The organism is uncultured Aquimonas sp., assembly GCF_937888285.1.
Lineage (GTDB): Bacteria > Pseudomonadota > Gammaproteobacteria > Xanthomonadales > Xanthomonadaceae > Aquimonas.
Genome location: NZ_CALART010000007.1, coordinates 42865 through 66962 on the forward strand (window position 1 = coordinate 42865; position 24098 = coordinate 66962).

23 protein-coding genes are annotated in these 24098 nt (G+C 71.2%); 12 read left to right on the forward strand and 11 right to left on the reverse strand.

All coding sequences use genetic code 11. The annotated features are described in order from the left end of the window. Positions 1-21: 21 nt before the first annotated feature. The gene (locus Q0654_RS01210) at positions 22-843 is read right to left on the reverse strand and encodes a hypothetical protein (RefSeq protein WP_298849652.1); all 822 of its coding nucleotides are present in this window, start codon (positions 841-843) and stop codon (positions 22-24) included. Positions 844-954: 111 nt separating this feature from the next. Next, positions 955-2736 (reverse strand): sialidase family protein, encoded by a 1782-nt coding sequence (locus tag Q0654_RS01215; RefSeq protein WP_298849655.1) that lies wholly within the window; start codon positions 2734-2736, stop codon positions 955-957. Positions 2737-2983: 247 nt separating this feature from the next. Between Q0654_RS01215 and Q0654_RS01220 the strand changes: the two genes are divergently transcribed. From Q0654_RS01220 to Q0654_RS01235, 4 genes are all read left to right on the forward strand, one after another. Next, positions 2984-3871, forward strand: coding sequence for a vitamin K epoxide reductase family protein (locus Q0654_RS01220; protein ID WP_298849657.1), 888 nt, complete (start codon positions 2984-2986; stop codon positions 3869-3871). Positions 3872-3968: 97 nt separating this feature from the next. Further along, complete coding sequence (locus tag Q0654_RS01225; RefSeq protein WP_298849660.1) at positions 3969-4334, forward strand: DUF2237 domain-containing protein; 366 nt, start codon at positions 3969-3971, stop codon at positions 4332-4334. Between the two features lie 5 nt (positions 4335-4339). Beyond that, positions 4340-5422 carry a class I SAM-dependent methyltransferase gene (locus tag Q0654_RS01230; RefSeq protein ID WP_298849662.1) on the forward strand — a complete coding sequence of 361 codons (1083 nt, stop codon included), beginning with the start codon at positions 4340-4342 and terminating at the stop codon, positions 5420-5422. Between the two features lie 32 nt (positions 5423-5454). After that, positions 5455-6102 (forward strand): DUF922 domain-containing protein, encoded by a 648-nt coding sequence (locus tag Q0654_RS01235; RefSeq protein ID WP_298849664.1) that lies wholly within the window; start codon positions 5455-5457, stop codon positions 6100-6102. Between the two features lie 9 nt (positions 6103-6111). Here the strand turns inward: Q0654_RS01235 and Q0654_RS01240 are convergent, their stop codons facing one another. Further along, entirely contained in the window at positions 6112-6864 is a 753-nt protein-coding gene (locus tag Q0654_RS01240; protein WP_298849666.1) for a DsbC family protein, read from the reverse strand. Positions 6865-7104: 240 nt separating this feature from the next. Then, positions 7105-8010 (reverse strand): transcriptional activator NhaR, encoded by a 906-nt coding sequence (nhaR, locus tag Q0654_RS01245; protein WP_298849668.1) that lies wholly within the window; start codon positions 8008-8010, stop codon positions 7105-7107. A 114-nt stretch (positions 8011-8124) separates the two neighbouring features. On the opposite strand from nhaR, the gene Q0654_RS01250 reads away from it, so the two are divergent. The 4 genes from Q0654_RS01250 (at position 8125) to Q0654_RS01265 (ending at position 11394) form a co-directional block, all read left to right on the forward strand. Then, positions 8125-8499 (forward strand): HPF/RaiA family ribosome-associated protein, encoded by a 375-nt coding sequence (locus Q0654_RS01250; RefSeq protein ID WP_298849670.1) that lies wholly within the window; start codon positions 8125-8127, stop codon positions 8497-8499. After that, positions 8496-9320, forward strand: coding sequence for a hypothetical protein (locus Q0654_RS01255; protein WP_298849672.1), 825 nt, complete (start codon positions 8496-8498; stop codon positions 9318-9320). The genes Q0654_RS01250 and Q0654_RS01255 overlap by 4 nt, the downstream gene beginning before the upstream one ends. Positions 9321-9390: 70 nt before the next feature. After that, a complete protein-coding gene (locus tag Q0654_RS01260; RefSeq protein WP_298849675.1) occupies positions 9391-10539 on the forward strand; it encodes an NAD-dependent epimerase/dehydratase family protein in 1149 nt (382 codons plus the stop codon). 147 nt (positions 10540-10686) lie between these two features. Then, positions 10687-11394: a 16S rRNA pseudouridine(516) synthase gene (locus Q0654_RS01265; protein WP_298849677.1), complete on the forward strand. Its 708-nt coding sequence runs from the start codon at positions 10687-10689 to the stop codon at positions 11392-11394. A 299-nt stretch (positions 11395-11693) separates the two neighbouring features. Here the strand turns inward: Q0654_RS01265 and Q0654_RS01270 are convergent, their stop codons facing one another. Next, positions 11694-12590: a tetratricopeptide repeat protein gene (locus Q0654_RS01270; protein WP_298849680.1), complete on the reverse strand. Its 897-nt coding sequence runs from the start codon at positions 12588-12590 to the stop codon at positions 11694-11696. Between the two features lie 290 nt (positions 12591-12880). Then, positions 12881-14932, reverse strand: a complete 2052-nt coding sequence (locus Q0654_RS01275; RefSeq protein ID WP_298849682.1) for a M3 family metallopeptidase — start codon at positions 14930-14932, stop codon at positions 12881-12883. Between the two features lie 91 nt (positions 14933-15023). Here Q0654_RS01275 and Q0654_RS01280 point away from each other — a divergent pair, with 91 nt between their 5' ends. Further along, positions 15024-17249 carry a serine/threonine-protein kinase gene (locus Q0654_RS01280; protein WP_298849684.1) on the forward strand — a complete coding sequence of 742 codons (2226 nt, stop codon included), beginning with the start codon at positions 15024-15026 and terminating at the stop codon, positions 17247-17249. Between the two features lie 59 nt (positions 17250-17308). Here Q0654_RS01280 and Q0654_RS01285 read toward each other — a convergent pair whose 3' ends face one another. The 5 genes from Q0654_RS01285 to Q0654_RS01305 form a co-directional block, all read right to left on the reverse strand. After that, positions 17309-17587, reverse strand: a complete 279-nt coding sequence (locus Q0654_RS01285; RefSeq protein ID WP_298849686.1) for a hypothetical protein — start codon at positions 17585-17587, stop codon at positions 17309-17311. A 125-nt stretch (positions 17588-17712) separates the two neighbouring features. Then, complete coding sequence (locus Q0654_RS01290) at positions 17713-18351, reverse strand: DNA-3-methyladenine glycosylase 2 family protein (protein ID WP_298849688.1); 639 nt, start codon at positions 18349-18351, stop codon at positions 17713-17715. Between the two features lie 5 nt (positions 18352-18356). Then, positions 18357-19061, reverse strand: a complete 705-nt coding sequence (locus Q0654_RS01295; protein ID WP_298849690.1) for a hypothetical protein — start codon at positions 19059-19061, stop codon at positions 18357-18359. A gap of 115 nt (positions 19062-19176) precedes the next feature. Continuing rightward, a complete protein-coding gene (locus tag Q0654_RS01300) occupies positions 19177-19725 on the reverse strand; it encodes a sigma-70 family RNA polymerase sigma factor (RefSeq protein WP_298849692.1) in 549 nt (182 codons plus the stop codon). 161 nt (positions 19726-19886) lie between these two features. After that, complete coding sequence (locus Q0654_RS01305) at positions 19887-21305, reverse strand: coniferyl aldehyde dehydrogenase (protein WP_298849694.1); 1419 nt, start codon at positions 21303-21305, stop codon at positions 19887-19889. A 58-nt stretch (positions 21306-21363) separates the two neighbouring features. Here Q0654_RS01305 and Q0654_RS01310 point away from each other — a divergent pair, with 58 nt between their 5' ends. From Q0654_RS01310 to cls, 3 genes are read left to right on the forward strand one after another with little or no spacing between them, the layout of a single operon-like run. Further along, on the forward strand, positions 21364-21921 hold the full coding sequence (locus Q0654_RS01310; protein ID WP_298849696.1) for a gamma carbonic anhydrase family protein: 558 nt from the start codon (positions 21364-21366) through the stop codon (positions 21919-21921). A gap of 33 nt (positions 21922-21954) precedes the next feature. Then, on the forward strand, positions 21955-22581 hold the full coding sequence (locus tag Q0654_RS01315) for a YbhB/YbcL family Raf kinase inhibitor-like protein (protein ID WP_298849698.1): 627 nt from the start codon (positions 21955-21957) through the stop codon (positions 22579-22581). Between the two features lie 18 nt (positions 22582-22599). After that, positions 22600-24012, forward strand: coding sequence for a cardiolipin synthase (gene cls, locus Q0654_RS01320; protein ID WP_298849700.1), 1413 nt, complete (start codon positions 22600-22602; stop codon positions 24010-24012). The last annotated feature ends 86 nt before the right edge of the window (positions 24013-24098 follow it).

Here is a 24098-nt window from a genome sequence, read left to right on the forward strand (position 1 = left end):
TGCCGCTTTGACGGTGTTGCCTCAGCGCAGCGTGACGTCCTCGAAGCCATCCTTGAACAGCTCGACCGAGGCCGGCGAGCCCGGCAGCGGCCAGGCCCAGGCGCCGCGGCCGCGGGTGAACACCGCCAGCGTGGTGAAGCCGCGATCGATCGCCATGTCCCAGATCATCACCTTGGGCAGACCCTTGTCGAAGCGCTGCCAGACCACCTCGGACGCGAAGGCGTTGTCGGTGTAGTACAGGCCCCAGTCGGTGCCGGCGAAGACCTGCTGCGGGTTCTTCGGGTTGAAGGCCACCGAGTTGGCCGGGATGTTCGGCAGGTTGCCGCTGATGTTGCGCCACTCGAAGCTGGCGCAGTGGTTCTCGCAGACCAGCTGGTAGATGTGGCCGGGTTGGCCGGGCGTGTTCTGGTCGAAGCCACCGAGCGCGGCATAGCCGATCGCGCTGGCGCCCGGGTTGGCGGCGTTGGGCACGTCGAGCGCGACGTCCATCACCGGCCGGTTCGGCAGCACCGCGTTGGCGGCGGTGACATTGACCCAGCTGGCGCTGTCGGCGGTGCCGGCATTCAGGCCATGGCCGTACCAGACATTGCCGTCGTTGGTGCCGGCGATCGCCGCGCTGGGCGTCTTCACCGCATGCGCGAGCTGGTTGATGAAGCTGCGGTTGCCGAGCGTGTTCTTGGTCAGCACCGGGCTGTTGGGATACCAGCTGGTGCGCGGAATGCCGCCCTGCAGGCTTTCCCAGACGCGGTTGGTGCCGAGGATCATGTAGGTACAGCCGCCGGCCGTGGTGCAGCCGCTGCCGGGGGCGTCCAGCTCACCATGGCGGTAGAGCTCGAAGGGCATCACGAAGCTCTTGGTGTCGCTGCTGTAGCCGGCTGCCGAGGGCGAGGCCGACTGCGTGCCCGAGGTGGGCCCGGTCGGCGAGACCGCGATGTTGCCGTTCTGGCTGGACCATTACCAGCGCTGCTCCAGCACCGGGTCGATGCGCGTGTAGATGCCGTCGCCGCCAAGGCGCACGACCCACTCGGCCGGCTGGCCGACCGGGCCGGTCCAGCGGGCATACGAGCTGCCGTTGTCCTGCGCGCCGCCATTGGCGCCGGGCGTCGGGCTGGTCGCGAAGTTGCCGCTGATGTCGCCCGAGTAGAACTCGATCGCGCCCATGCTCTGGTTGAGCGAGATGTAGGTCGGACGATTGGCGGCGGTGGTGCCGCCGGTGCCGAACATCACGTTGCTGGTGGCATAGACGCCACCGTCGGTGCCGAGCAGCACGCTGTCGCTGCTGAAGCCGCTGGCCGTGGGCAGGAAGACCGCGTCGTGGTGGTCGACGTGCACATTGCCGTTGCCATAGCCGCAGGTGATGTTCTGGAAGGTGGTGCCGCCATCCAGCGAGCGGTACAGGTCGACGCCGCTCAGCAGCACGCGCTCGGGGTTGTTCGGGTCGACCGCCAGGTTGGCGTCGTACCACATCTGCTGGCCGCCGCCGGCTGCGCTGCTGCAGCCGGTGGCCTGCACGCCGGCGGTCGCTGCCGTCTGCGTCCAGGTGTCACCGCCGTCGTTGCTGCGCCACACGCCCAGCACATTGCTCAGGGTCGCGTGCGCGCCCATCGCGTACAGGATCTGCGGGTTGGAAGGCGCCACCGCCAGCTCGATGCGGCCCAGCACCTTGCCGGCGGGGTCGCCGTTGCCGGTGCCGGCCGGCCAGCCGTTCGCCAGCAGGCTCCAGTTCGCCGGACCCGGGCAGCCGCTGGTCGGCATCTCGGTGCGGTAGACGCCGTTGGCGCCGAGGTTGGCCAGGTCCGGCTGCACCGGCGTCGGATTGCCGCGCGTGCCCACCGCCGCATACAGCCAGGTGCCGCCGCCTGCCCGCGGCACCGCCTGCAGGCCGGTGATGTCCTGGCGCTGGCTGGCGTGCGGGTTGGTGACGCAGGGCCCTTCCCACTGCTGGCCGCCGTCATAGCTGAAGTACAGGCCGGTCTTGGTGCCGACCACCACGGTGTCGGAGTCGGCGGGGTCGGTGATGACCTTGCCGATCGCCTGGTACTGCGGAAAGCCGAGTCCAGCCGAAGGCGGATAGAAGGGCGTGAAGATGTCCGCGCCGAGCACGCTCCAGGTCTCGCCGCGGTCGGTGCTCTTCAGCAGGCCGGCGCTGCCGAACGAGAACGAGCCGTAGCGCAGGTCGCCGGTGCCGGCATAGACCACATCCGGATTGTTCGGGTCGAGATACAGGTCGCCGATCGCGATGCTGTTGATGTCGGGCTGGTCGGTGACGTTGCGCCAGGTGGTGGCGGCGCCGCAGCAGTCCTCGCTCTTCCAGACGCCGCCGCCGTCAGCCGCCGCGTAGACCGTGTAGCGGCCCTGCGCGTCCGGGCCGCGCGGGTCGACCGCGATCACGTTCATGCGCCCGGTGACGCGACCGTAGTTGTTGAACACCTTGGGCTGCGGACCGAGGAAGGTCCAGGCGCCGGTGTCGAGCAGGAGCGGCGAGGCGCTGCGGTTGCGCAGGTAGGTATCCTGCGGGCCGTCCGGCACGCCCGAGGAGACGCGCGCGTCCTCGCGCTCGGCGTCGAGGTACCAGCTGGGGCTGAAGTGCATGCTCGGGTAGGCGACGCGATGCGCCCAGAAGTCGCCGCCGAAGGGCTTGAGGTTGGGCGCCGGTGCCGGCTCCGGCTGCCACAGCAGGGCAGCCGAGGCCACCAGCGCGCAGCCGATGCCGGCCGCGATCCATTTGATGCGCATGTGAGATCTCCCCGCGAAACGTGATGTGGGCGGACGGGCGCCCGGCGCCCGTGCGTCGACTGTGCTTGCCGCACTCTGGCTGCGCCCCCGCGCAGCGCCGCCGAAAGTACCTGCGTTGAACAAGTCGCGACAAGTGCCCGCGGTCACGTGAAGACCGCTGCGCCGGCGCGGGCTTGCATGCAGGGCGCGGCTTGCCTCAAATGGCGGGCCGAACACCGTCGAGCGCCCGCCGAGGAAGCCGCAGTCCATGAGCCGCAAGCCCCGCAGCAAGCCCACCCATCGCCCCGCCCCGACCAGCGCGGCCCGCGCGCCGGCCGCGCCGCGCCGCCCGCGTGAGCTGGCCCTGATCGCACTGTCCGCGCTGGGCCTGTTGATCACCGCCTATCTGAGCTGGGGCGCCGTGTTCGGCAGCCTGCCGGCCTTCTGCACCGAGGGCACGGGCTGCGCGGTGGTGCAGGGCAGCCGCTGGTCGCGCTTCCTTGGCGTGCCGGTGGCGGTGTGGGGCTTCGCCACCTATCTGGCGCTGCTGTTCCTCGCGCTGTCGCGCGGCAAGCCTGCACCGCGCTGGAAGCGCCTGTTCAGCGTTGCCGCGATCGGCCTGGTGATCAGCCTGTATCTCACGCTGTCCGGGCTGATCGCGCTGGATGCCTACTGCGCCTGGTGCCTGGCCTCGCAGGCGGTGATCCTGGCGATCTTCGTGCTGGTGCTGATGGAGCGCGAGCGTGCCGGGGTGAAGCCCGCCTGGGGGGTATGGCTCGGCCAGCATGCGATCGTGCTGGTCGCGGTGCTGGGCATGATGCACGCCAGCGCCATGGGCTGGATCGGCCCGCGCGAGGACCCGCGCCTGGTCGCGCTGGCCAAGCACCTCGACTCCACCGGCGCCAAGTTCTACGGCGCCTTCTGGTGCCCGAACTGCCAGCAGCAGAAGGACCGTTTCGGCGCCGCGCAGTCGCACCTGCCCTATGTCGAGTGCAGCCCCAACGGCCGCACCGGCCCGGTCGCCTTCGCCTGCGTCTCCGAGAACATCACCCAGTACCCGACCTGGATCATCCGCGGCCAGCGCTACAGCGAAGTGCTCGACACCGAAACCCTGGCGCAGCGCTCGGGTTTCCGCTGGCAGCCGCCGGCCGAGTGAGCCACGCGATGGCGCGCAGCAGCATGGGGCGCGAACGCGCTCGGCTAAGCTCGGGCGCGTCGCAGCCGCCGCTGCGGCGCGATCCACGGGAATCCCGATGAGTGCACTGAACGTCCTCGGCCTGCCGCTGCAGCCCTGCGGCACCGATCCCATGACCGGCTGGTTCCGCGACGGCTGCTGCCGCAGCGATCCCGACGACCGCGGCCTGCACGTGGTCTGCGCGGTGATGACCGCGCGCTTCCTGGAGTTCTCGAAGTCGCGCGGCAACGACCTGTCGACGCCGCGTCCCGACTTCGATTTTCCGGGCCTGAAGCCCGGCGACCGCTGGTGCCTGTGCGCGATGCGCTGGATGGAGGCCTACGAGCACGGCCTGGCCCCCGACGTGGTGCTGGAATCCACGCATCTGAACGCGCTCGGGGTGGTGCCGCTGGAGGCCCTGCGCATCTACGCTGTCAGCGCCTGAGGCCGATGTCCGACACGGATGTCGCCCTGGCCGCGCTGGGCTGGGCACTGCGCAGCCTGCCGATCCCAGCGGGCCCCGCGCTGTGGCTGGGCGCGCGGCCGGGCCTGTCGCTGCCGCCCGGCCTGCGCGTCCACGCGCTGCAGGACTTCGCACCCTGGTGCGCCGCCCTCGGCCGCGAGGGCCACGCCTGCCTGCCTGCGGCAACGGATACGGGCCTGCACGCCGCCGCGCTGCCGCCGGCGCAGGGCCTGGTCCTGCTCAGCCCCGCGCGCCAGCGCGAAGCCGCACGCGCGGAGGCCGCGCGCGCGCTGGCCGCGCTCGCCGACAACGGCCTGCTGCTGGCCAGCGTGGCCAATGACGCCGGCGCCAGGGCCTTCGAGGCCGACCTGCGCCTGCTGTGCCCGACCCTGGAAGTGCACAGCAAGCACAAGTGCCGCGTGCTGCTGGCGCGCGCCGTGGATCGCGATCAGGCGCGCATCGATGCCTGGCGCGACCTCGACGCCGCCCGGCCGCTGGACCCCGGCGGCCTGCTGTCGACGCCCCTGCTCGGCGCGCCCGGCCTGTTCGCGGTCGACCGCATCGACGCCGGCAGCGCGCTGTTGATCGAACACCTGCCGGCGACGCTCGCGGGTGCGGTCGCCGACCTCGGCAGCGGCCTCGGCGTGCTGTCGGCGGCGGCACTGGAGCGCTGCGCGGGCATCACCGCGCTGGACCTGTTCGACGCCAGCGCGCGCGCGGTCGCGCTGTCGCGCCACACCCTGCGCGACGCCCGCGTGCCCGTCCGCGTGCACTGGCAGGACGTCACCGTCGGCGTGGACGGCCGCTACGACGTGATCCTGTGCAATCCGCCTTTCCACGAAGGTGGGCGCGGCCTGCCGGCGATCGGCCAAGCCTTCCTGCGGGCCGCCGCCGACGCACTGCGTTCGGGCGGCGAAGCCTGGATCGTCGCCAATGCGCATCTGCCCTACGAGGCGGTGCTGGCCGAACGCTTCGGCCGCGTCGACCGCCTCGCCGCCGCGCGTGGATTCAAACTGCTGCGCGCGGCCTCGCCGCGGGCGCAGGGCTCGAATGCGGGGCGTGCCGGATGAGGCCACACCATCGGCGCCGGTTCGCCTTGACGATGACCACCGTTCTGCTCGGCGGCATCGCTGGCGCGGCCTGCGCCGCGGAGCAGGGCCCGAGCATCGAGCGGCATCTGCAGGCCATGCCGGTGTCAGGCAACTCGGTGTCTGCCGCGCTGCGCGCCCTGCAGGCGGACGAGCAGGTCCGCGCGCACGCGCTGACGCGCTCGGTGCTGAGCCTGCGCCTAGAGCTCATGCCCGAAGCGTTGCCCGGCGCGCCATCAAACACATTGGGCGCCGAGCGCTGCCCGACGATCAGCCGGCGCGGTCAGCCGGCGGCGCCGGAGTGTCGGCCGCAGGCCTGCCGCCTCAGCGATTTCGAAGTGAGCCTGCGGATCGATCTGCTGCTGCCCGAGTGGGACGCACCGGCGTCGGCGAGCGCCGAGGAGCGCGCGCTGTGGACCTCCGTACGCGACCGGCTCGACGCCCATGAGCAGCGCCACCGCGAGCATGCGGAAGCCGCCGCCACGCGCCTGCATACACAGCTCGCGGAACGGCGCGGCCGCGTCGAACCCATCGATTGCCTGCGCCTGCGCAGCCAGCTCGAAGGCCTGCGCCAGCGGGAAGTGCAGAACCTGCGCCTGCGCGACCGCGTGTTCGACGAATCCAGCGCCGAGGCCATGAAGCTGCGGCCCAGGCCGCGCTGATTCAGCGCGTCAGCGCGTCAGCGCGGCAAGCGAGGCCAGCAGTTCAGTGGGGGTCTGGTAGCCGCTGACGCTGCCGTCGGCACGCACGATGGTCGGCGTGTTGCGGATGCCCAGGCGCGCCGCCAGCGCCTTGCCCTCGTCATAGCCGGAATCGCACATCGGACCCTCGATCGGCTCGCCGCGGGTGGCGCGGGTGAAGGCGTCCTGGCGATCGGCCGCGCAGAACAGCCGCGCGCCGGTGCGGTCGGCCTCGGAGCCCTCGCCGGCCAGCGGCAGCAGCACGTAGTCGACGCTGATCCCGGCCTCGCGATAGGCCTCGATATCGGCATGGAAGCGGCGGCAGTAGCCGCAGTCGAGCGCGGTGAACACGGTCACCCGATGCTGCCCCTCGGCCGCTGCGAAGGCGATGGTCTGCTCGGGCGGCAGCGCACTCAGGGCTTCGCGTCGCGTGTACTGGCGACGCCGCTCGCTGAGGTCGACGCGCTCGACCGTGTCGATCAGGTTGCCCTGCAGCAGATGGCGGCCGTCGGCGCTGAGGTAGAACAGCTGGCCACCGGCCTCGATCTCGATCAGGCCCGCCATCGGAGCTTCACGCACGGCTTCCACTTCGAGCTGCGGGGCGATGCGCGACAAGGCTTCGTCGACCACCGCGCGGCGCGCGGCATCGCTGGATTCGCTGGCCTGGGCGAGGCTGCCCGCGGTCATCGCGAGGAGAATCTTGAAGGTGAGAACAGCAGACTTGCCGGAACCTGTGCTGCGCATGGCGCATCTCCTCGTGCGTGGATGGCAGGGCGATGCGACTGCGATGGGCTGCCAATAGTTCACGGGTGCGTAGCCGCCGCTGCGCGGGCGATGCTCGACCCCTCTGCGGTCGTTCGAATGCGGTGTTGCAGCACCCCTGTGCTTGGCGCGAGCGCGCCGCAGGATGTCCGCGCCAGAGGGATCTCGCGAAGTGGCAGGGCGCGCCCAGGCGCACGCCCCTGGGCGCGCGTATTCGCCTCTTCACGCCTCCGCAAACACCCGGCTGCGTGCCGATTCCAGCACCGCCTGCACGCCCGGATGGCCATCGCGGCGCGAGCCGGCAAGGGCGTAGAAGCGCTCGCGGATGTCGTCGCTGCGGCCCAGTTCGACCAGGTTCTGGCGCGCGCACAGATCGCTGGCGACCACCGCCGGCACCACGAACACGCCGGCGCCGGCCGCGCCGAAAGCCTTCATCAGCGCGCTGTCCTCGAATTCGGCGACGATCCGCGGGCGCAGCTTGCGCTGGTCCAGCCAGCGCTGCAGGGCCGCGCGCACGCGGCTGTCGGCGCCGGGCAGCAGGAAGGGCGCGCCCTGCAGGCTGCGCGGGAAGTCCTGGGCCAGGCGCTTGGCCAGCGAGGGTGCCGCCAGGAAGGCCGTGCCGCATTCACCGAGCAGGCTGGAATGCACCTTGACCTCGGCCTCGCCGGTGGGTGGACGATCGCTCAGCACCAGATCGAGCCGGTGCAGGGCCAGCTCGGCCAGCAGCCGCGGCAGGCTGTCTTCGCGGCAGTGCAGACGCGGCGCGGGATCCAGCGCCAGTGCCGGCGACAGCAGCTCGTAGGCCAGGGACTTCGGCACCACCTCGGCCACGCCGACGCGCAGCGGCCGCACGCGCGACTTGCGCGCTTCGCTCACCGCCTCCTGCAGGGCATCACCCAGCTCGAAGATCTCGTCGGCGTAGGCGCGGACCATGCGCCCGGTTTCGGTGAGCTCCAGCCGCCGGCCCACGCGCTGGAACAGCGCGGTGCCCAGGCTCAGTTCGAGCGCGGCGATCTGGCCGCTCAGGGTCTGCGGGGCCAGCTCGAGCTGCTCGGCCGCCGCGCGCACGCTGCCGGCGCGCGCCACGGTCCAGAACTGCTGCAGCTGGCGATAGTTGAGGCGCTCCATGGATCTCTGCTCATTCCTGACAATGGCCAAGACAATACCTGCTTTTTTCGAACTATTGGCGGCCGTATTCCTGTGGTCGGGGCCGATCGCCCCGCCCACCCCAAGGAGATCGCCATGCAGATCGATACCCACACCCACGGCTTCGCGCTGACCGAGGGCCTGAGCGCCCATCTGCAGCGGCGCCTGCGCTTCGCGCTCGGCCGTATCGGCGGCGGCGTGCAGCGCGTGGTGGTACGCCTGTCCGACATCAACGCCGAGCGCGGCGGCGTCGACAAGCGCTGCCGCCTGCAGCTGCAGCTGCCCGGCCAGCCCGACGTGGTGGTCGAGGACACCCGCAGCGACCTGTACGCGGCGATTGCCGCCGCCGTCGAGCGCGCGGCGCGCGCGCTGGGTCGACGCAGTGGCCGCCTGCGCCAGCTGATGCGCCGCGGCCGCAGCGATCAGCCCGCGCGCTTCAGCCGCTGGCCCAGCGAGAGCGATCGCCCATGACTGCGAACCTTTCGCTGCGACGACCGCCGCGCTGGGTCTGGGTGGTCGGTGGTCTGGCCCTGATCGGCCTGCCTCTGCTGGCGCTGGCGCTCGGCGCTGCCGCGCTGTTCGGGCTGTGGCAGTGGGGTTCGGCCGCGGTCGAAAGTGGCCGCGCCGAACTCACCGAGCGGGTGCCCGCGCTGGCCGCGCCGCTGGAAGCGCTGGGTGCGGCCTCGCTGGACGAGGCCACGCAGAAGGCCCGCGCGCTGACCGAAGAAGCGCGGGCGCGTCTCGCCGAAGGCCAGGCGGCGCTGGCGGTCGATCCGGCGCAGGTCGTCGACGCCCTGGCGCCCGAGGCGGCGGCGCGCGCCGCCGAACTGCAGGCCCAGGCCGAGGCGCTGAAGTCCAGCCTGCCCAGTCTCGCCCAGCCGCTGGACGGGCTCGCCGCCGAAGCCGGCGCAGCCCTGCGTGCGCCCCTGCAGCAGGGCGGCGCGGCGCTGGCGGCAGCCACTGCGGCCCTGGCCGCGCTGCAGCTGCCGAGCAGCGATGTGGGCGGCAGCGACCCCGCTGACATTCCGCGCCTGCCGGGCTTCGTGCGCGTCGCCTTCCAGCGGGGCGAGGGCGAAGCGCGGGTCGCCTATGCCGGGCCCGCACCGCTGCGCGAGGTGGTCGACTTCTACCGCAGCGAGCTCAGCGAGGACGGTTGGCAGGTGCAGGCCCTGGAGTCGAGCGTGGCTGCCGAGCGCCTGCGCTTCGAGCGCGACGGGCGCGCGCTGGAGCTGGTGGTCAGCGCCGACGGCCCCCGACGCAGCCGCCTGCAGTGGCAGCCGGCCCAGGCATGACTTCCCGCCAGCGCATCGCGGACGCGCTGCGCGCAGGCTGCACATACCCATCACGCAAGGGAGTGCCGCCATGCCGATCCGCCGTCGCGATGTGCTGAAGCTGGGGGCGCTGGCCGGCGCCGCCGGTCTCGCCCCCGCCTTTGCCACTGCCGCTGCGCCTGCCGTCGAGCGCGCCGCCAAGCCGCTCGACATCCTCATCCTCGGCGGCACCGGCTTCACCGGTCCGCACCAGGTGCGCTATGCGCTGGCGCGCGGCCACCGCATCACCCTGTTCAACCGCGGCCGGCGCCCGCAGGACTGGCCGGCCGAGGTCGAGGAGCTGACCGGCGACCGCGAGACCGGCGATGTCGGAGCGCTCAAGGGGAGGCGCTGGGATGTCTGCATCGACAACCCGACCAGCGTGCCGCACTGGGTGCGCGATGTCGGCCAGGTGCTGAAGGGCCAGGTCGACCATTACCTGTTCATCTCGACGCTGTCGGTGTACAGCGACAGCGCCACCCCGGGCCAGGACGAGGACGCCCCGCGGGCGGTCTACACCGGCCCCGACATCATGGCCGAGACCCGCGCCAGCCTGATCGCCAACATGGCGCTGTACGGGCCGATGAAGGCGGCCTGCGAGGACGAGGCGCTGAAATGGTTCCCCGACATCACCACACTCATCCGCCCCGGCCTGATCGTGGGCCCGGGTGACGAGACCGACCGTTTCAGCTACTGGCCGCTGCGCGTGCGCCGCGGCGGCGACATCCTCGCCCCCGGCGATGGCCGCGACCCGGTGCAGTTCATCGACGCGCGCGATCTGGCGGAGTGGACGATCCGCATGGCCGAGCAGCGCGCGTTCGGCGCCTTCAACGCCATGGGACCGGCCTACGCGATGGGCATGGACCAGCTGCTGTACGGCATCCAGGCGGTGACCGGCACGGCGGCGACCTTCCACTGGGCGCCGGCCGAATTCCTCGCCGAGCAGAACGTCAGCCCTTGGGGCGACATGCCGGTGTGGGTGCCCGGCCAGGGCGAAAGCGCCGGCTTCTCGCGCCACCGCAACGATCGCGCTCTCGCCAAGGGCCTGAGCTTCCGCCCGCTGGCCGATACCGTGGCGGCCACGCTGGCGTGGTTCGATGCCCAGCCCGAAGAGCGCCGCGCGACGCTGCGGGCCGGCATCAAGCCCGAGCGCGAGGCGGAGGTGCTGGCGGCTTGGAGGGCGCGCGCGGCGGCCGGCTGATCTTCATCGCGACGCGGTCTCGCCGGCCGCAGGGGATCTGGGCGGCTTGCTGGGCGACAGCGGTCGCGGGAAGGGCCAGCCACCGCTGCGTTTGCACCTGGACCGCCCAAGCCGGATCATCGCGCCCCCTTTGAACGCGGGTCCCCCATGCGCCTTGACCGCCTGATCGCCAACCTCGGCTACGGCAGCCGCCGCGAAGTGCAGGCCTGGTGCCGCGAGGGCTACATCACCGATCGCGCCGGCACGCCGCTGCGCCATGACGCCAACGTCGACCCGGCGAACGTCCTGTTCGACGGCGAGGAACTCGACCCGGTCGCGCCGCTGAGCCTGATGCTGCACAAGCCGGCCGGCTACACCTGCTCGACCAAGGACACGGGCCGCCTGGTCTACGAGCTGCTGCCCGAGCGCTTCCGCTTTCGCGACCCGGTGCTGTCGACGGTCGGCCGCCTCGATCGCGAGACCTCGGGCCTGCTGCTGTTCACCGACGACGGCGGCCTGCTGCATCGGATCATCTCGCCCAAGCAGCACGTGCCCAAGGTCTATGAGGCCGTGCTGGCAGAACCCCTGCGCGGCGACGAGGCCACGCTGTTCGGCAGCGGAACGCTGATGCTGGACGGCGAGGACACGCCGCTGAAACCCGCCGGCTTCGAGCCGCTCGGCGAGAACCGCGCCCGGCTGACCCTGCACGAGGGCCGCTATCACCAGGTACGGCGCATGTTCGGCGCACTGGGCAACCGCGTGGTCGAGCTGCACCGCAGCACGGTCGGCGGGCTGACGCTCGAAGGGCTGGACGAAGGCCAGTGGCGGCGTCTGGACGAGAGCGATCTGCGGCGGGTGTTCGACGCGGGCGCCTGAGCCCAGCACGACAGCAGCAAGGCTCGGCAGCGTGGCTCTGAGCGCCAAGAATCCAATCACGGTCATGATGGGCGTCGTGTGTCAGCTGACTCCCGAAAAGGCCGGCGTGACGCCCCTCTCCCCTCGTGGGAGATGGGTTGGGGAGAGGGGGGCAAACCTCGCGGCAAGCGTCCTTCCCCTCTCCCCCGTCCCCTCTCCCACAAGGGGAGAGGGGAGCACAGCGAGATGAGCGGTTGAGGCGAGCGCGTTGACGCGATCTTGGGCCGCGCTGCGCTCTGCCCAACCCACGACGGCCGGTACTACAACTTCTTCAGGTCCGCCTGCGCCAGCTCCGCCACCTGCTTGTCGCCGGCGCTCGCGAGCTGCAGCGCGGTGCGGGCTTCGTCGATGCGGCCGAGCTTGGCCAGGATCTGCCCGCGGCGCCAATGCGCACCTTCGACGCTGAGGTCGCTGGGTTTGTCCTCGACCGCAAGGAACTGGTCGAGCTGCTGCAGGCCGGCTTCGAGCTCTTCGCCGGTCAGCGCGGCGAGGCGACCTAGCTGGTAGATCGCGTAGACGTCATCGGCCTTCAGCTGCAGGGCCTGCTGCCACACGGCGCGCGCCTCGGCGTTGCGCTGCTCGCGAAGATGCAGGTTGGCCAGCGCGGTGCGGGCGCGGATCGAAGCCGGATCGGCGGTGACGGCCGCTTCGAAGTGATTGCGCGCGGCGGCGAGGTCCTTGTTGGCGGCCGCGATCTGGCCGCGTGCCAGCTGACCGTAGGACGGATGGATCGCATCGATCTCTGGCAGGGTCGCCTCGGCCTTGTCGCGGCCGCCGCCGGCCACGCCGGGGGCCTGCAGGTAGTAACCCAGCAGATCGAAGCGCGCGTCGATGTTGTTGCCGTCGAGCCTGACCGCGGTCTCCCACGCTTCGCGACACCTGCCGGCCCAGCTCAGCTTGGTGAACACGCTGGCCTCCAGCGCCTGCCGACCATAGACCCGGCCTAGCCAGACGAAGGCCTGCGAGCTCTGCGGCTCGCGCTGGGTCCAGGCTTCGGCGAGTTCGATCGCACGCTCCAGCTCGCCAGCATTCATCTGATCGCGCACTTCGACCGCGGCAGCGGGCAGTGGCGGCGTCTGCGCCTGCGCGGCGTGCGCTCCGAATGCGAGGGCGAGGAACAGGGCCGAACGGACGAACAGACGCGGCGACAGGGACATGCAGGCGCTCCGGGTGGGGAGCGCGGAGCATGGAGCGCTTTCGCTAAACGTCGGATGAGTTCAGGGGGTGACTGAAGTCACCCGCAGGGGTGGCTCGGAGTGGACGGTCGCCTGCGCTTCGAGCCCGGCATCCGGGGCTGCCAAGGTGGGAGGTGGGAGACGTTGAAGTCTTTCGCAGAGCTGGCCCCCTCTCTCCCGGCCCCTCTCACACGAGGGGAGAGGGGAGCACCGCGTCACGCTTCAGCGGGTTGGCTTCGAATCCCGAATCCCTAATCCCCACTCCCCGCTTCTCACGCCGCCAGCCCGTAGCTGCGCAGCAGGGCCTCGGGCTCGGGCTCGCGGCCGCGGAAGGCGATGAAGCTTTCCAGCGCCGGGCGCGAGCCGCCGACGGCGAGGATTTCGCGGCGGAAGCGTTCACCGGCTGCCGCATCCAGCACGCCCGCCGCCTCGAAGGCGCCGAAGGCGTCTGCGGACAAGACCTCGGCCCACAGGTAGCTGTAGTAGCCGGCCGCATAGCCGCCCGCGAAGATGTGGGTGAAGCTGTTCGGCATGCGCTGCCAGGCCGGCGGGCGGATCACCGCGACCTCTTCGCGCACGGCCTCCAGCAGCTCCATTGCCCGCGCACCACGCGCAGGGTCGAATTCCAGGTGCAGGCGGAAATCGAACAGGGCGTACTCGAGCTGGCGCACCAGGAACAGGCCGGCGTGGTAGTGGCGTGCGGCCAGCAGCTTGTCGAACAGGGCCTGCGGCAGCTTCTCGCCGGTCTGGTAATGGCCGCCCAGCAGGTCGATGCCGGCGCGGGTCCAGCTGAAGTTCTCCATGAACTGGCTGGGCAGCTCGACCGCGTCCCACTCGACGCCACTGATGCCGCCCACGCCCGGCCAGGCCACCTCGGTCAGCATGTGGTGCAGGCCGTGGCCGAACTCGTGCAGCAGGGTGATCACGTCGTCGTGCGTCAGCAGCGCCGGCAGCTCGGGCGTCGGCGGCGGCACGTTGCAGACCAGGAACGCGACCGGGATCTGCGGATGCTCCAGCGCATCGATGCGCGCACGGCAGACGTCCATCCAGGCGCCGCCGCGCTTGCCGCTGCGGGCATAGAGGTCGACGTAGAAACCGGCGCGCACGCGGCTGTCGGCATCGAGCACATCGAAGTAGCGCGCGTCGGCATGCCACAGCGGCACGTCGGCGCGCGGCGCGAACTTCAGTCCGTACAGCTGGCCAGCGAGCGCGAACAGGCCATCGATCACGCGCTCGACCGGGAACCAGGGCTTGAGATCCTCGTCGCTGTAGTCGAAGCGCTGCTGGCGCAGCTTCTCGGCGGCGTAGCCCACGTCCCAGGGCTGCAGGCCGTCGATGCCGAGCTCCCGGCGCGCGAACTCCGACAGTTCCGTGAGCTCGCGTTCGGCCACGGGTTTTGCCTTGGCCGCGAGTTCGCGCAGGAAGCGCAGCACGCGCTCGGGCTCGCCGGCCATCTTGTCGGCCAGCGAGACATGCGCGCTCGATGCGAAGCCGAGCAGCTGCGCGGCCTCGTGGCGCAGGGCCAGGATCTCGCCGATGCGCGCGCTGTTGTCGTGCGCCGGATCGTGCGGGCCCTGGTCGGAAGCGCGGGTCTGGTAGGCGGTGTAGACGGCCTCGCGCAGGCCGCGGTCGTCGGCGAAGTTCAGCACCGCCTGCACCGCCGGGCCCTTCAGGGTGGCGACGGGACGGTCGACGCCGCGCTCGGCCCCCATCGCCCGCAGCATCGACAGCGCGGACTCGGGAATGCCGGAAAGCTCGGCTTCCGACAGCGGCTTGAACCAGGCATCGGTGCTGTCGAGCACGGCCTCTTCAAAGGCGGTCGACAGGCGCGAGAGCTCGCTCTGGATCGCCTTGAAGCGCGAGCGCGCGGGCTCCTCCAGGGCGACGCCGGAGAGCTCGAAGCCGCGCAGGCTGTCTTCGATCAAGGCGCGCTCGGGCCGCGGCAGGCGGTCGAATTCCGACGACTGGCGCAGGCGCCGCACCGCCTCGAACAGGCCGCGGTGCTGGCCCAGCGCCGCCGAAAAATCGGTGATCCGCGCCTCGGCCTCGGCATAGACCTCGCGCAGCTCGGCGGAGTCAGCCACGCCGTGCAGGTGCCCGACCGGCGCGAAGCTGTGATCGAGCGCGGCCTGGGCGCGCTCCAGCGGGGCCATCAGGCGGTCGAAGCTGGGCTCGCCGGGCGCCGCGAGCACCTGCTCGACGCAGGCCTCGTAGCTGGCGATGCGCGCGTCGACCGCTGGCAGCACATGGTCGGCGTTGATGGCGGGGAAATCGGGCAGACCGTGGTCGGCCAGCAGGGGGTTGGCGGTGGTGTCTGTGTTCATGCCGGCAAAGATGGTGGGCGCAGGCGCCCAGGGCAAGGGCGGGTCACCCCGGACCGCACTAGACTGCAGGTCTTCACGTGACCGCCCGACCATGTCCGACACGCCCTTCAACGCGCTGGCCGAAGCCTTCGATCGCATCGTCGCGCTGCCCGTGGAGGCTCGCGCCGACGCGTTGGCGGCGCTGCCTGAGGGTCTGCGCGAAGAGGTCCGACGGCTGCTGCTGGCCGATACCCAGCCCGATGATCCGCTGCAGGCGGTGCTGGAGGATCTCGGCGACGCCCTGCAGCGCGCGCGCGCGCCGGGCGCGCGGCTGGGGCCCTGGCGCGTCCTGCGCGAGCTTGGCGCCGGCGGCATGGGCACGGTGCTGCTGGCCGAGCGCGCCGAAGCGCCGTTCGAGCAGCGCGCGGCGATCAAGCTGATCCGCGGATTTCCCACCGAGGACAGCCGGCGTCGGCTGCGCCAGGAGCGGCGCATCCTCGCCCAGCTTGATCACCCCTGCATCGCCCGTCTGCTGGACGGCGGCGAGACCGCGGACGGCCAGCCCTGGGTGGCGCTGGAGTATGTCGAGGGTCTGGGCCTGATGGCCCACATCACGCAAAGTGCGCCGACGCTCGCGCAGCGGCTGGCGCTGTTCGACCGCATCGCGCAGGCGGTCGCGCATGCGCACCAGCAGCTGGTGATCCACCGCGACCTGAAGCCCGGCAATGTGCTGGTGCGCGCCGACGGCGAGCCCAAGCTGCTCGACTTCGGCGTCGCCAAGCTGATCGAGCTCGGCGATGACAGCGCCCGTCGCGAGACCTCGACGCGGGTCTGGACCGAGGGCTATGCCAGCCCGGAACAGCGCGAGGGCCGCGCCGTGACCACCGCCAGCGACGTCTATGCGCTGGGGGTGATGCTGCGCGACCTGCTTGAGGGCGATGCCGGTGCGCGCCAGCACGGCGGCTTCCCCGCGCTGCCGATCGACGCCGAGCTGCGCGGGGTGATCGCCATGGCCTGCGCGGATGTACCGTCGCAGCGCTATCCGACCGTCGAGGCCCTGCGCGACGAGCTGACGCGCTACCAGGAAGGCCGGCCGCTGCGCGCCGCCGCCGACACCGGCCTGTACCGCCTGCGCAAGTTCCTGCAGCGGCATCGGCTGCCGGTCGGGCTCGGTGCGCTGGCGGTGCTGCTGCTGGCGGGCAACGTGGTCTGGCTGCAGCACGAGCGCGCCGAAGCGGTGGCGGCGCGGCTCGCGGCTGAGCATGCGAACGCTACGCGCGGGCTGCAGTACCGCTTCCTCGCCGGCGTTCTGCAGGGTGCAGCGGGTCGCCGCGAAGACGGCAGCCCGCTGTTGGCCACCGATCTGCTCGACCGCATGCGCGACCGCCTGGAGACCGAGGCGGCCGGTGATCCGCTGGCTCGCACCGAGCTCGAATCGCTGCTCGCATCGGCGTATCTGAATGCGGGACGCTGGGCCGACGCCAAACCCCTGTTCATCGCCTCGGCCGAGCATGGTGAACAGCTGAAGGACGCTTCGGACACGGCCTACAGCCTGCGCGAAGCGGCCCGAATGGCGATCGAGCTTGGCGAGTTCGCTGAAGCCGGTCGCCTTCTCGACCGCGCACAGGCGCTGCTGGGCGAAGCGCCCTACGACGCAGGTGCGGCCAATGCCGCGATCCGCATCGGCCTGACGCGCATCGAGCTGTTCAAGCGCACCCAGGACCCGCGCCTGGACGCACAGATCGAGCGCACCGCGCAGCAGGCGCGGGCCTGGCTGCCGGAATCGCACTTCCTGCGCGCGCTGGTGCTGGGCGAGCAGGCGGCGCGCATGGAGAATCGCGGCGAGTATGCGCAGCTCGCGACGCTGCGCCGGGAAGTGCTCGCGGTCGCGCAGGCCACGCCGAATGTCTACCCCGGTGACGTGCGCGCGCAGCGCTTCAATCTGGCGCGCGCGCTGGAATTCACGGGCGATCTGGATGGGGCCGAAGCCGAGCTGGCACTGCTCGAATCCGAGCTGGCGAGGACGGTGGCGGGAATCCGCCAGTCCGAGCATGTCCAGCTGCGCATGCGCAGGGCCAGCCTCGCGCTGGCGCGCTGCCTGCCTGCACAGGCGCGGTCATTGCTGGACGAGGCGCGCACCCTGGCCGGGCAACTCGACCTGCAGGCCTCCCCGGCCGATCTGCTGCTGGCCGCCCGGATCGCCCTGGCATTGGGCGAGAGCGAACGAGCGCAGACCCTGTTTTCCGAGACACTGGCGATGCCGATCAGCCCCGAGTTCCGCAGCAGGGTCGAAGTTGCGCGACACGCCGCGCCGGGAGGCTGTCCACCAGCGCCTTGAGCCGCTCGCTCGCCGGCCTGCGCAGGGCGCAGGCCAGCGTGCGCCGGTGGTCCGCAGCTCTACTCGGCCGGTCGCCCGCACTGGGTGCCCAGGCACTCGGGGTTGTCGGCGCTGAACAGGCGCATCCATGCATCGATCCACCCAGCCGCGAGCCCGGCGGATGATGGCTGCACATTTGCGGACTCGGCTTGATGAGGCGGGGCAGGGTTCGATGCCGTTGCGGGTTCAACCACGTTGTGACGGTCGGTCTCGTCGCGGCCTTGGCCGGCAGAAGCCTGCGGGAGCAGGGAAAGACTGAGGATCAGTCCGGCGGTCAGGGTAATGAATGGGATGCGCATGCGGGTTCCAGGTTCGAATGGAATGGACGCCTCGCCGCGTGGGGCCGGCGGACGCATCGAGAGGATAGTTCAGGCAGCGCACAGTGTGCTGTCCGCGGAAGCCGGGCGTTGGATCGAAGGGTGGCTCAGCCGCCGTCCGCGATCCGCCAGAGGTAGAGCGCCGCCAGGCTGCGCCAGGGCGCCCAGGCCTCACCGCGCTCGGCCAGCTCGCGACGGCCCGGCGCAGCCTCCAGGCCGTCCAGCCACTGCGCGCCGCGGCGGATGCCGAGGTCGTCCAGCGGCAGCACATCCGGACGGCCCAGACGGAAGATCAGCAGCATCTCGACCGTCCAGCGGCCGATGCCGCGGACCGCGCTCAAGTGCTCGACGATGGCCTCGCTGTCCATGCGCGCCAGCTGCCGGGCGTCGGGTACCTGACCGGCTTCGCTGCGTGCGCACAGGTCGCGCAGGGCGCGCGCCTTGGCGGACGATACGCCGCAGGCGCGCAGACGCTCGTCATCGACGCGCGTCAGCGTGTCGGCGTGCAGGCGGTCCGCGCCGATCGCCGCCTCGAGGCGCCCGACAATCGTCGCTGCGGCCTTGCCCGAGAGCTGCTGGTGCAGGATCGAGCGGGCCAGTACGTCGACCGTGTCGAAAGGCTGCTTCCAGCGTGCTGCGAGCTCGAGTGGACCGATCCGGCGCATGGCGGCGCCAAGGCGCCGGTCGCGACGGGCGAGCGCGCGCTGCGCTGCCTCGATATCGAAACCCCGGGCGTGGCTCGGCATCGGGACTAGAGCTCGACCTGCACGGGCGGCAGGGCTTCACCGCCCTCGCGCTGCAGGTCGAAGTGCAGCTGGGCGCGGCCGCGCCAGCTGCGCGGCAGCGTATAGGTGGCGAAGCCTTCGCCGGAGATCCGCGCCGACGGCAGTTCGACGCGGCGTTCGCCGAGTTCGGCGTGGGCGCCGGCGATCCGGCTGCCCAGCGGCAGGGCGATGTCGACCACCATCAGGCGGGCGCGTGGATCGCCCTGGTCCTCACGCAGTTCGACGCGGCCGCCACGCAGCAGGTCGAAGACCAGACGCGCGGGCGCCTCAGCCTCGGGCTCATCGCTGATTGGAGCGGCGGGCCCTGTGACCAGCAGGCTCGCGAGGCCCAGACCGCCGACGAAGCTGGCGGCCATGGCGAGCAGCGGAACATGGCCCCGGCGCACTTGCCTGTGCGGCGCGATCCTTGCGGCTGCCGCTGTATCGAAGTGCGTCGCTTCGCCGCGGTCAGCCTGATCCAGTGAGGGCTGCACCTGCGGATCCGCGGCGGCGAGCACCACGGCGCGCAGGGCGTTGTCAGCGTCGATGGCATCGAGAAGATGCGGCTTGTCGAGCACATAGGCCTCGAACCAGGCCTGCTCGTCGGGCTTGAGCTCGCGGTCCAGATAGCGCTGCAGCCAGGCCTGTTCCAGCCAGGGGCTGAGCGGCGGTGCGGAAGTGGGCAGGTTCATGGCGCATCGACCCTGGGGGAGGGGGCGGGGTACTGCTGGCGCAGGAGGCCGCGCGCACGGTGCTGTCCCAGCGACAGCCACAGCGGATGTCGGTTTTGTGACGCATTGCGCGCGTTCACGGGTCCGGCGCCCAGCCGGCGTCTTCGATGAGTGCGCGCAGGCGCTCCCGGGCGCGGTGCAGCACGCGCCGGAAGTGCGGCTCGTCGATGCCCAGCTCGGCGCACAGGTCATCGCGATCGCGATCCTCCAGATAGAAGCCGCGCAGCACGGCGCGGTCGCGCGCCACCGGCAGGGCCTCGACCAGGCCGGCCATGGCCTGCCGCAGGTGGCGCTGGTGCAGACGTTCGGCGGGGCCAGCCTCGCTGCCCGGCAGGTTCTCAAGCTGCTCGACCTCGACGCTGTCGCCGCGCTGGCCGCGTTTGCGGTACTCGGCGCGGGTGGCGTGGGCGATGGTCGCCTGCAGGTAGGCGGGCAGGGCGTTCGGGTCGTTGAGCGCACCGGCACGCAGGCGACCCAGTACGGTCAGCAGTACGTCCTGGACGATGTCGTCGACGATCGGATCACCCGGTCGGCAGGCCCGCACCACCAGCGTGCGCACGCCGCGGCCATAGCGTTCGACGAAGCAACGCTCCGCCTCGGCGCTGCCGGCGGCGATCGCCAGCACCAAGGGGTCGGGTGCGAGGGTCGCGCCCGTGCTGTGTTCGCCTCGCCTGTCCAAGCAGAACCCCCCGGCGCTACCCTTTCGGCATCCTAACCATCTGCACGCGAATTGAGAACGCGTGCGCCGGCATTCGTCCCGCTCCGGCCCGCGTCGACGGGCCGGTTTCAGCGGGTCAGAAAGCGCACCAGCCGGTCCGCGAGGCCGCGGTAGGGCGGCTTGAACAGGGCCATGCCCGACCAGCGCGCCTGCCGGAACACGGGCTTTTCCTTGCTGAAGGTGCGAAAACCCGCCTCACCGTGATAGCTGCCCATGCCGCTGGGGCCGATGCCGCCGAAGGGCAGGTTGTTCTGGGCGAACTGCAGCACGGTGTCATTGATCGCCACCGAGCCGGCGATGGTGTGCTCCAGCAGGTGCTCGATGCGCCGCGATTCGTGGTCGAACAGGTACAGGGCCAGCGGGCGGTCGCGGCGCTTGACGTAGTCGATGGCTTCGCTGAACTCGCGGTAGGGCACGATCGGCAGCAGCGGGCCGAAGATCTCCTCCTGCATCAGCCGGCAGTCCTCCGGCGCGTCCAGCACCAGGGTCGGCGCGATCAGGCGCTGGCTGTCGGCCAGCTCGGACTCGACTTCGATCAGCGGCTCGATGCGGGCGCCGCGGCTGCGGGCCTCCTCGCGCCAGTCGACCAGGCGCTGGTACTGCGCGCGGTTGATGATGCGGGTGTAGTCCGGGCCCATGCTGATGTCCGGGTAGCGCGCCTGGGCCTCGGCCTTCAGCGCCGCCACCAGGGCGTTGACCGCGTTCTCGGGCACCAGCAGGTAGTCGGGCGCGATGCAGGTCTGGCCGGCATTGATGAACTTGCCCGAGGCAATCCGCGCGGCGGCACGCTCGATCGGATAGCCCGGCGCCAGGATCACCGGCGACTTGCCGCCGAGCTCCAGCGTCACCGGCGTCAGGTTGGGTGCGGCCGCGGCCATCACCTTGCGGCCAACCGCAGTCGAGCCGGTGAAGAACAGATGGTCGAAGGGCAGGCCGGCAAACGCCGCGGCGACATCAGCCCCACCCAGCGCGATCTCGACCCGGTTGCGCGGATAGATCGAGCGCAGCAGGTCGAACAGGGCCTGGCTGGTGCGCGGGGTGTGCTCGCTGGGCTTCAGATACACCGCATTGCCGGCGGCCAACGCGGTGGCCAGCGGCACCAGGGCCAGGTTGACCGGATAGTTCCAGGGCGAAATCACCCCCACCACGCCCAGCGCCTGGTAGCGCACCTCGGCCGTCGCCGGCCAGAACAGCGGGCTGATCCAGCGCCGCCGCGGGCGCATCCATTTCTTCAGGTTGCCGATCAGGTGGTCGATTTCGGACAGCACGGTCATGCCGTCCGAAACCAGGCTCTCGTGGCGGCTGCGGCAGCCGAAGTCGGCGTCCATCGCGCGCACGAGCTCGGGCAGGTTGAGCTTGACCGCAGCGCGCAGGTCATAGAGGTCTTCGCGGCGCTCGGTGTAGGAGCGCGGCGCGCGTTCGGCCTGGGCGCGCAGCACGGCGAGGCGCTGCGGCAGTTCTTCGAGCGGGGTGCTGGGCAAGTCCATACGGCCGAGTGTAGTGCAGCACGGGGCGCCGGCAAGGCGCTTGCTACACTCCGCGCCCATGAGCACAGCCCCCTACTCCCCCTTGCGCGCCTTCCAGGGCCGCAGCCCCAAGCTCGGCCAGCGCGTCTGGGTCGACCCGATGTCGGCGGTGATCGGCGACGTCGAGATCGGCGACGACAGCTCCATCTGGCCCGGCGTGGTGATCCGCGCCGACGTCAACTACATCCGCATTGGCGCGCGCACCTCGATCCAGGACGGCACCGTGGTGCACGTCACCCACGACGGCCCCTACACCCGCGAGAACGGCTGGCCCACGCTGATCGGCAACGACGTCACCGTCGGCCATGCGGTGGTGCTGCACGGCTGCACCATCGAGGATCGCTGCCTGATCGGCATGCACGCCAGCGTGATGGACGGCGCGGTGGTCAAGACCCACGGCTTCGTCGGCGCCGGTGCGCTGATCGCGCCGGGCAAGGTGGTCGGTGAAGGCGAGCTGTGGCTGGGCAACCCCGGCCGCCTGGTGCGCCGGCTCTCCGACCGCGAGATCGAGAACCTGATGTACTCCGCCGGCCACTACGTGCGCCTGAAGGACAAGTACCTCAATCCACCGGCTTGAAGCCACCGCCCCATCACGAGAGGACGACCCCGCATGAAACTGCGCAGCGACAGCTTCGAACAGGGCCAGCCGATTCCCGCCGAGTTCGCCTTCGGCAAACCCGGCCCGGACAGCCCCTGCATCCTCTCGGACAACCGCAATCCGCACCTGGCCTGGAGCGAAGTGCCCGAGGGCACGCGCAGCTTCGCCCTGATCTGCGTCGACCCGGACGTGCCGTCGAAACCCGATGACGTCAACCAGACCGGCCGCGAAGTGCCGGCCGACCTGCCGCGCGTCGACTTCGTGCACTGGCTGCTGGCGAACATCCCGGCCGACGCGCGCGAGATCGCCGCCGGCAGCTGCAGCGAGGGGGTCACTGCGCGCGGCAAGCAGAATCCGTCGGGCCCCAGCGGCAGCGTGCAGGGCAAGAACGACTACACCGGCTGGTTCGCCGGTGACGCCGACATGGGCGGCGACTACCTCGGCTACGACGGCCCCTGCCCGCCCTTCAACGATGCCCTGCTGCACCGCTACCTGTTCCGCCTGTTCGCCCTGGACGTGGCCGCGCTCGAACTGCCCGCGAAGTTCACCATGGCCGACCTGCATCGCGCCCTGCACGGCCACGTGCTGGCCGAGGCCGTGCACTACGGCACCTATACCCTGAACCCGCGGCTGCGCTGAGGCGCGGGCGCGCAGGCCGTGGACGACCTGCAGCTCGACGTCTGGCTGCCGCTGGCCTGGGCGGTCTACATCAGCGCGCTGTCGGTGTGGATCGTGCTGCAGAAGCGGCCGCCGGTCAGCACGCTCGCCTGGATCCTCTCGCTGGCTGCGCTGCCGGTGCTGGGCTTCCTGATCTACCACTGGCTGGGGCCGGTGCGGATCCGCCGCCAGCAGCTCAAGCGTCGCCGCAGCCGGCGGCGCCTGGAACGCGAACCGCTGTCCGAATGCGATGTGCTGGCCGCGCTGGCCGGCCCGCTGGAGCTGCGCCAGGCGCGACTGGTCGAGCGCCTGACCCGGCTGGCGCCGACCACCGCGCAGCGCGTCGAACTGCTGAGCGATGGCGAAGCCACCTACGAGGCCTTGCTGGCGGCGATCCGCGAGGCCCGTGAGCACATCCACTGCGAGTACTACATCTTCGAGCCGGACCGGATCGGCTGTGCGGTGCGCGATGCGCTGGCCGAGCGCGCCCGCGCCGGCGTTGCCGTGCGACTGCTGGTGGATGCGGTCGGCAGCGCCAAGCTGTCGCGGCGCTTCCTGCGCCCGCTGCGCGAGGCCGGCGCCGAGGTGGTGTTCTTCCATCCGTTCCGGCTGGCCACGCTGCGGCCGGTGCTGAACCTGCGCACCCACCGCAAGATCGCGATCATCGACGGGCGCATCGGCTTCACCGGCGGCATCAACGTCAGCGATACCCAGGACGAGCGCGTGCACAGCGGCGCCTTCCGCGACCTGCACCTGCGCATCGAGGGCGCGGCGGTGAACGGCCTGCAGCAGGTGTTCGTCGAGGACTGGCTGTACGCCAGCCGCCGCCCGCTGCGCCAGCACGGCATGTTCCCGCAGCTGGCGCACGGCGAGATTCCCCTGCAGTGGCTGCCTTCCGGGCCGGACACCCCGCAGGAGCCGATCCACCGGGCGATGCTGCAGGCCATGGGCGATGCCGACCAGCGGATCTGGCTGGTCACACCCTATTTCGTGCCGCCCGAGCCGGCCCTGTACGCGCTGACCCGCGCCGCCCAGCGCGGGGTCGACGTGCGCGTGCTGGTGCCACGCCGCGCCGACAGCCGCATCGTCACCTATGCCAGCCGCAGCTACTTCGACGAGCTGCTGCGCGCCGGCGTGCGCGTGTTCGAGTACCAGCCGCGCATGCTGCACACCAAGGCCCTGCTGGTCGACGAGGCCCTGTGCACGCTCGGCAGCGCCAACTTCGACGCACGCAGCTTCCGCCTCAATTTCGAGCTGTGCCTGAACATCTACGGCGAGCCCTCGGCGCGCGCGCTGGAAGCAGTGCTGCTGGAGGACTTCGCGCAGGCGAAGGAAGTGCGCCGCCCGCGCCGCATCACGCGTCGGCACCGGCTGGCGGAAGCCGGCGCGCGCCTGCTGTCGCCCCTGCTGTAACCGTGCCGGGGGCAGCCCTCCGTGTCGGCACGCGCCGCGCGGTTCAGACGCTGCCGGCAAAGGCCCGCGGCTGCTCAGCGCGTTTC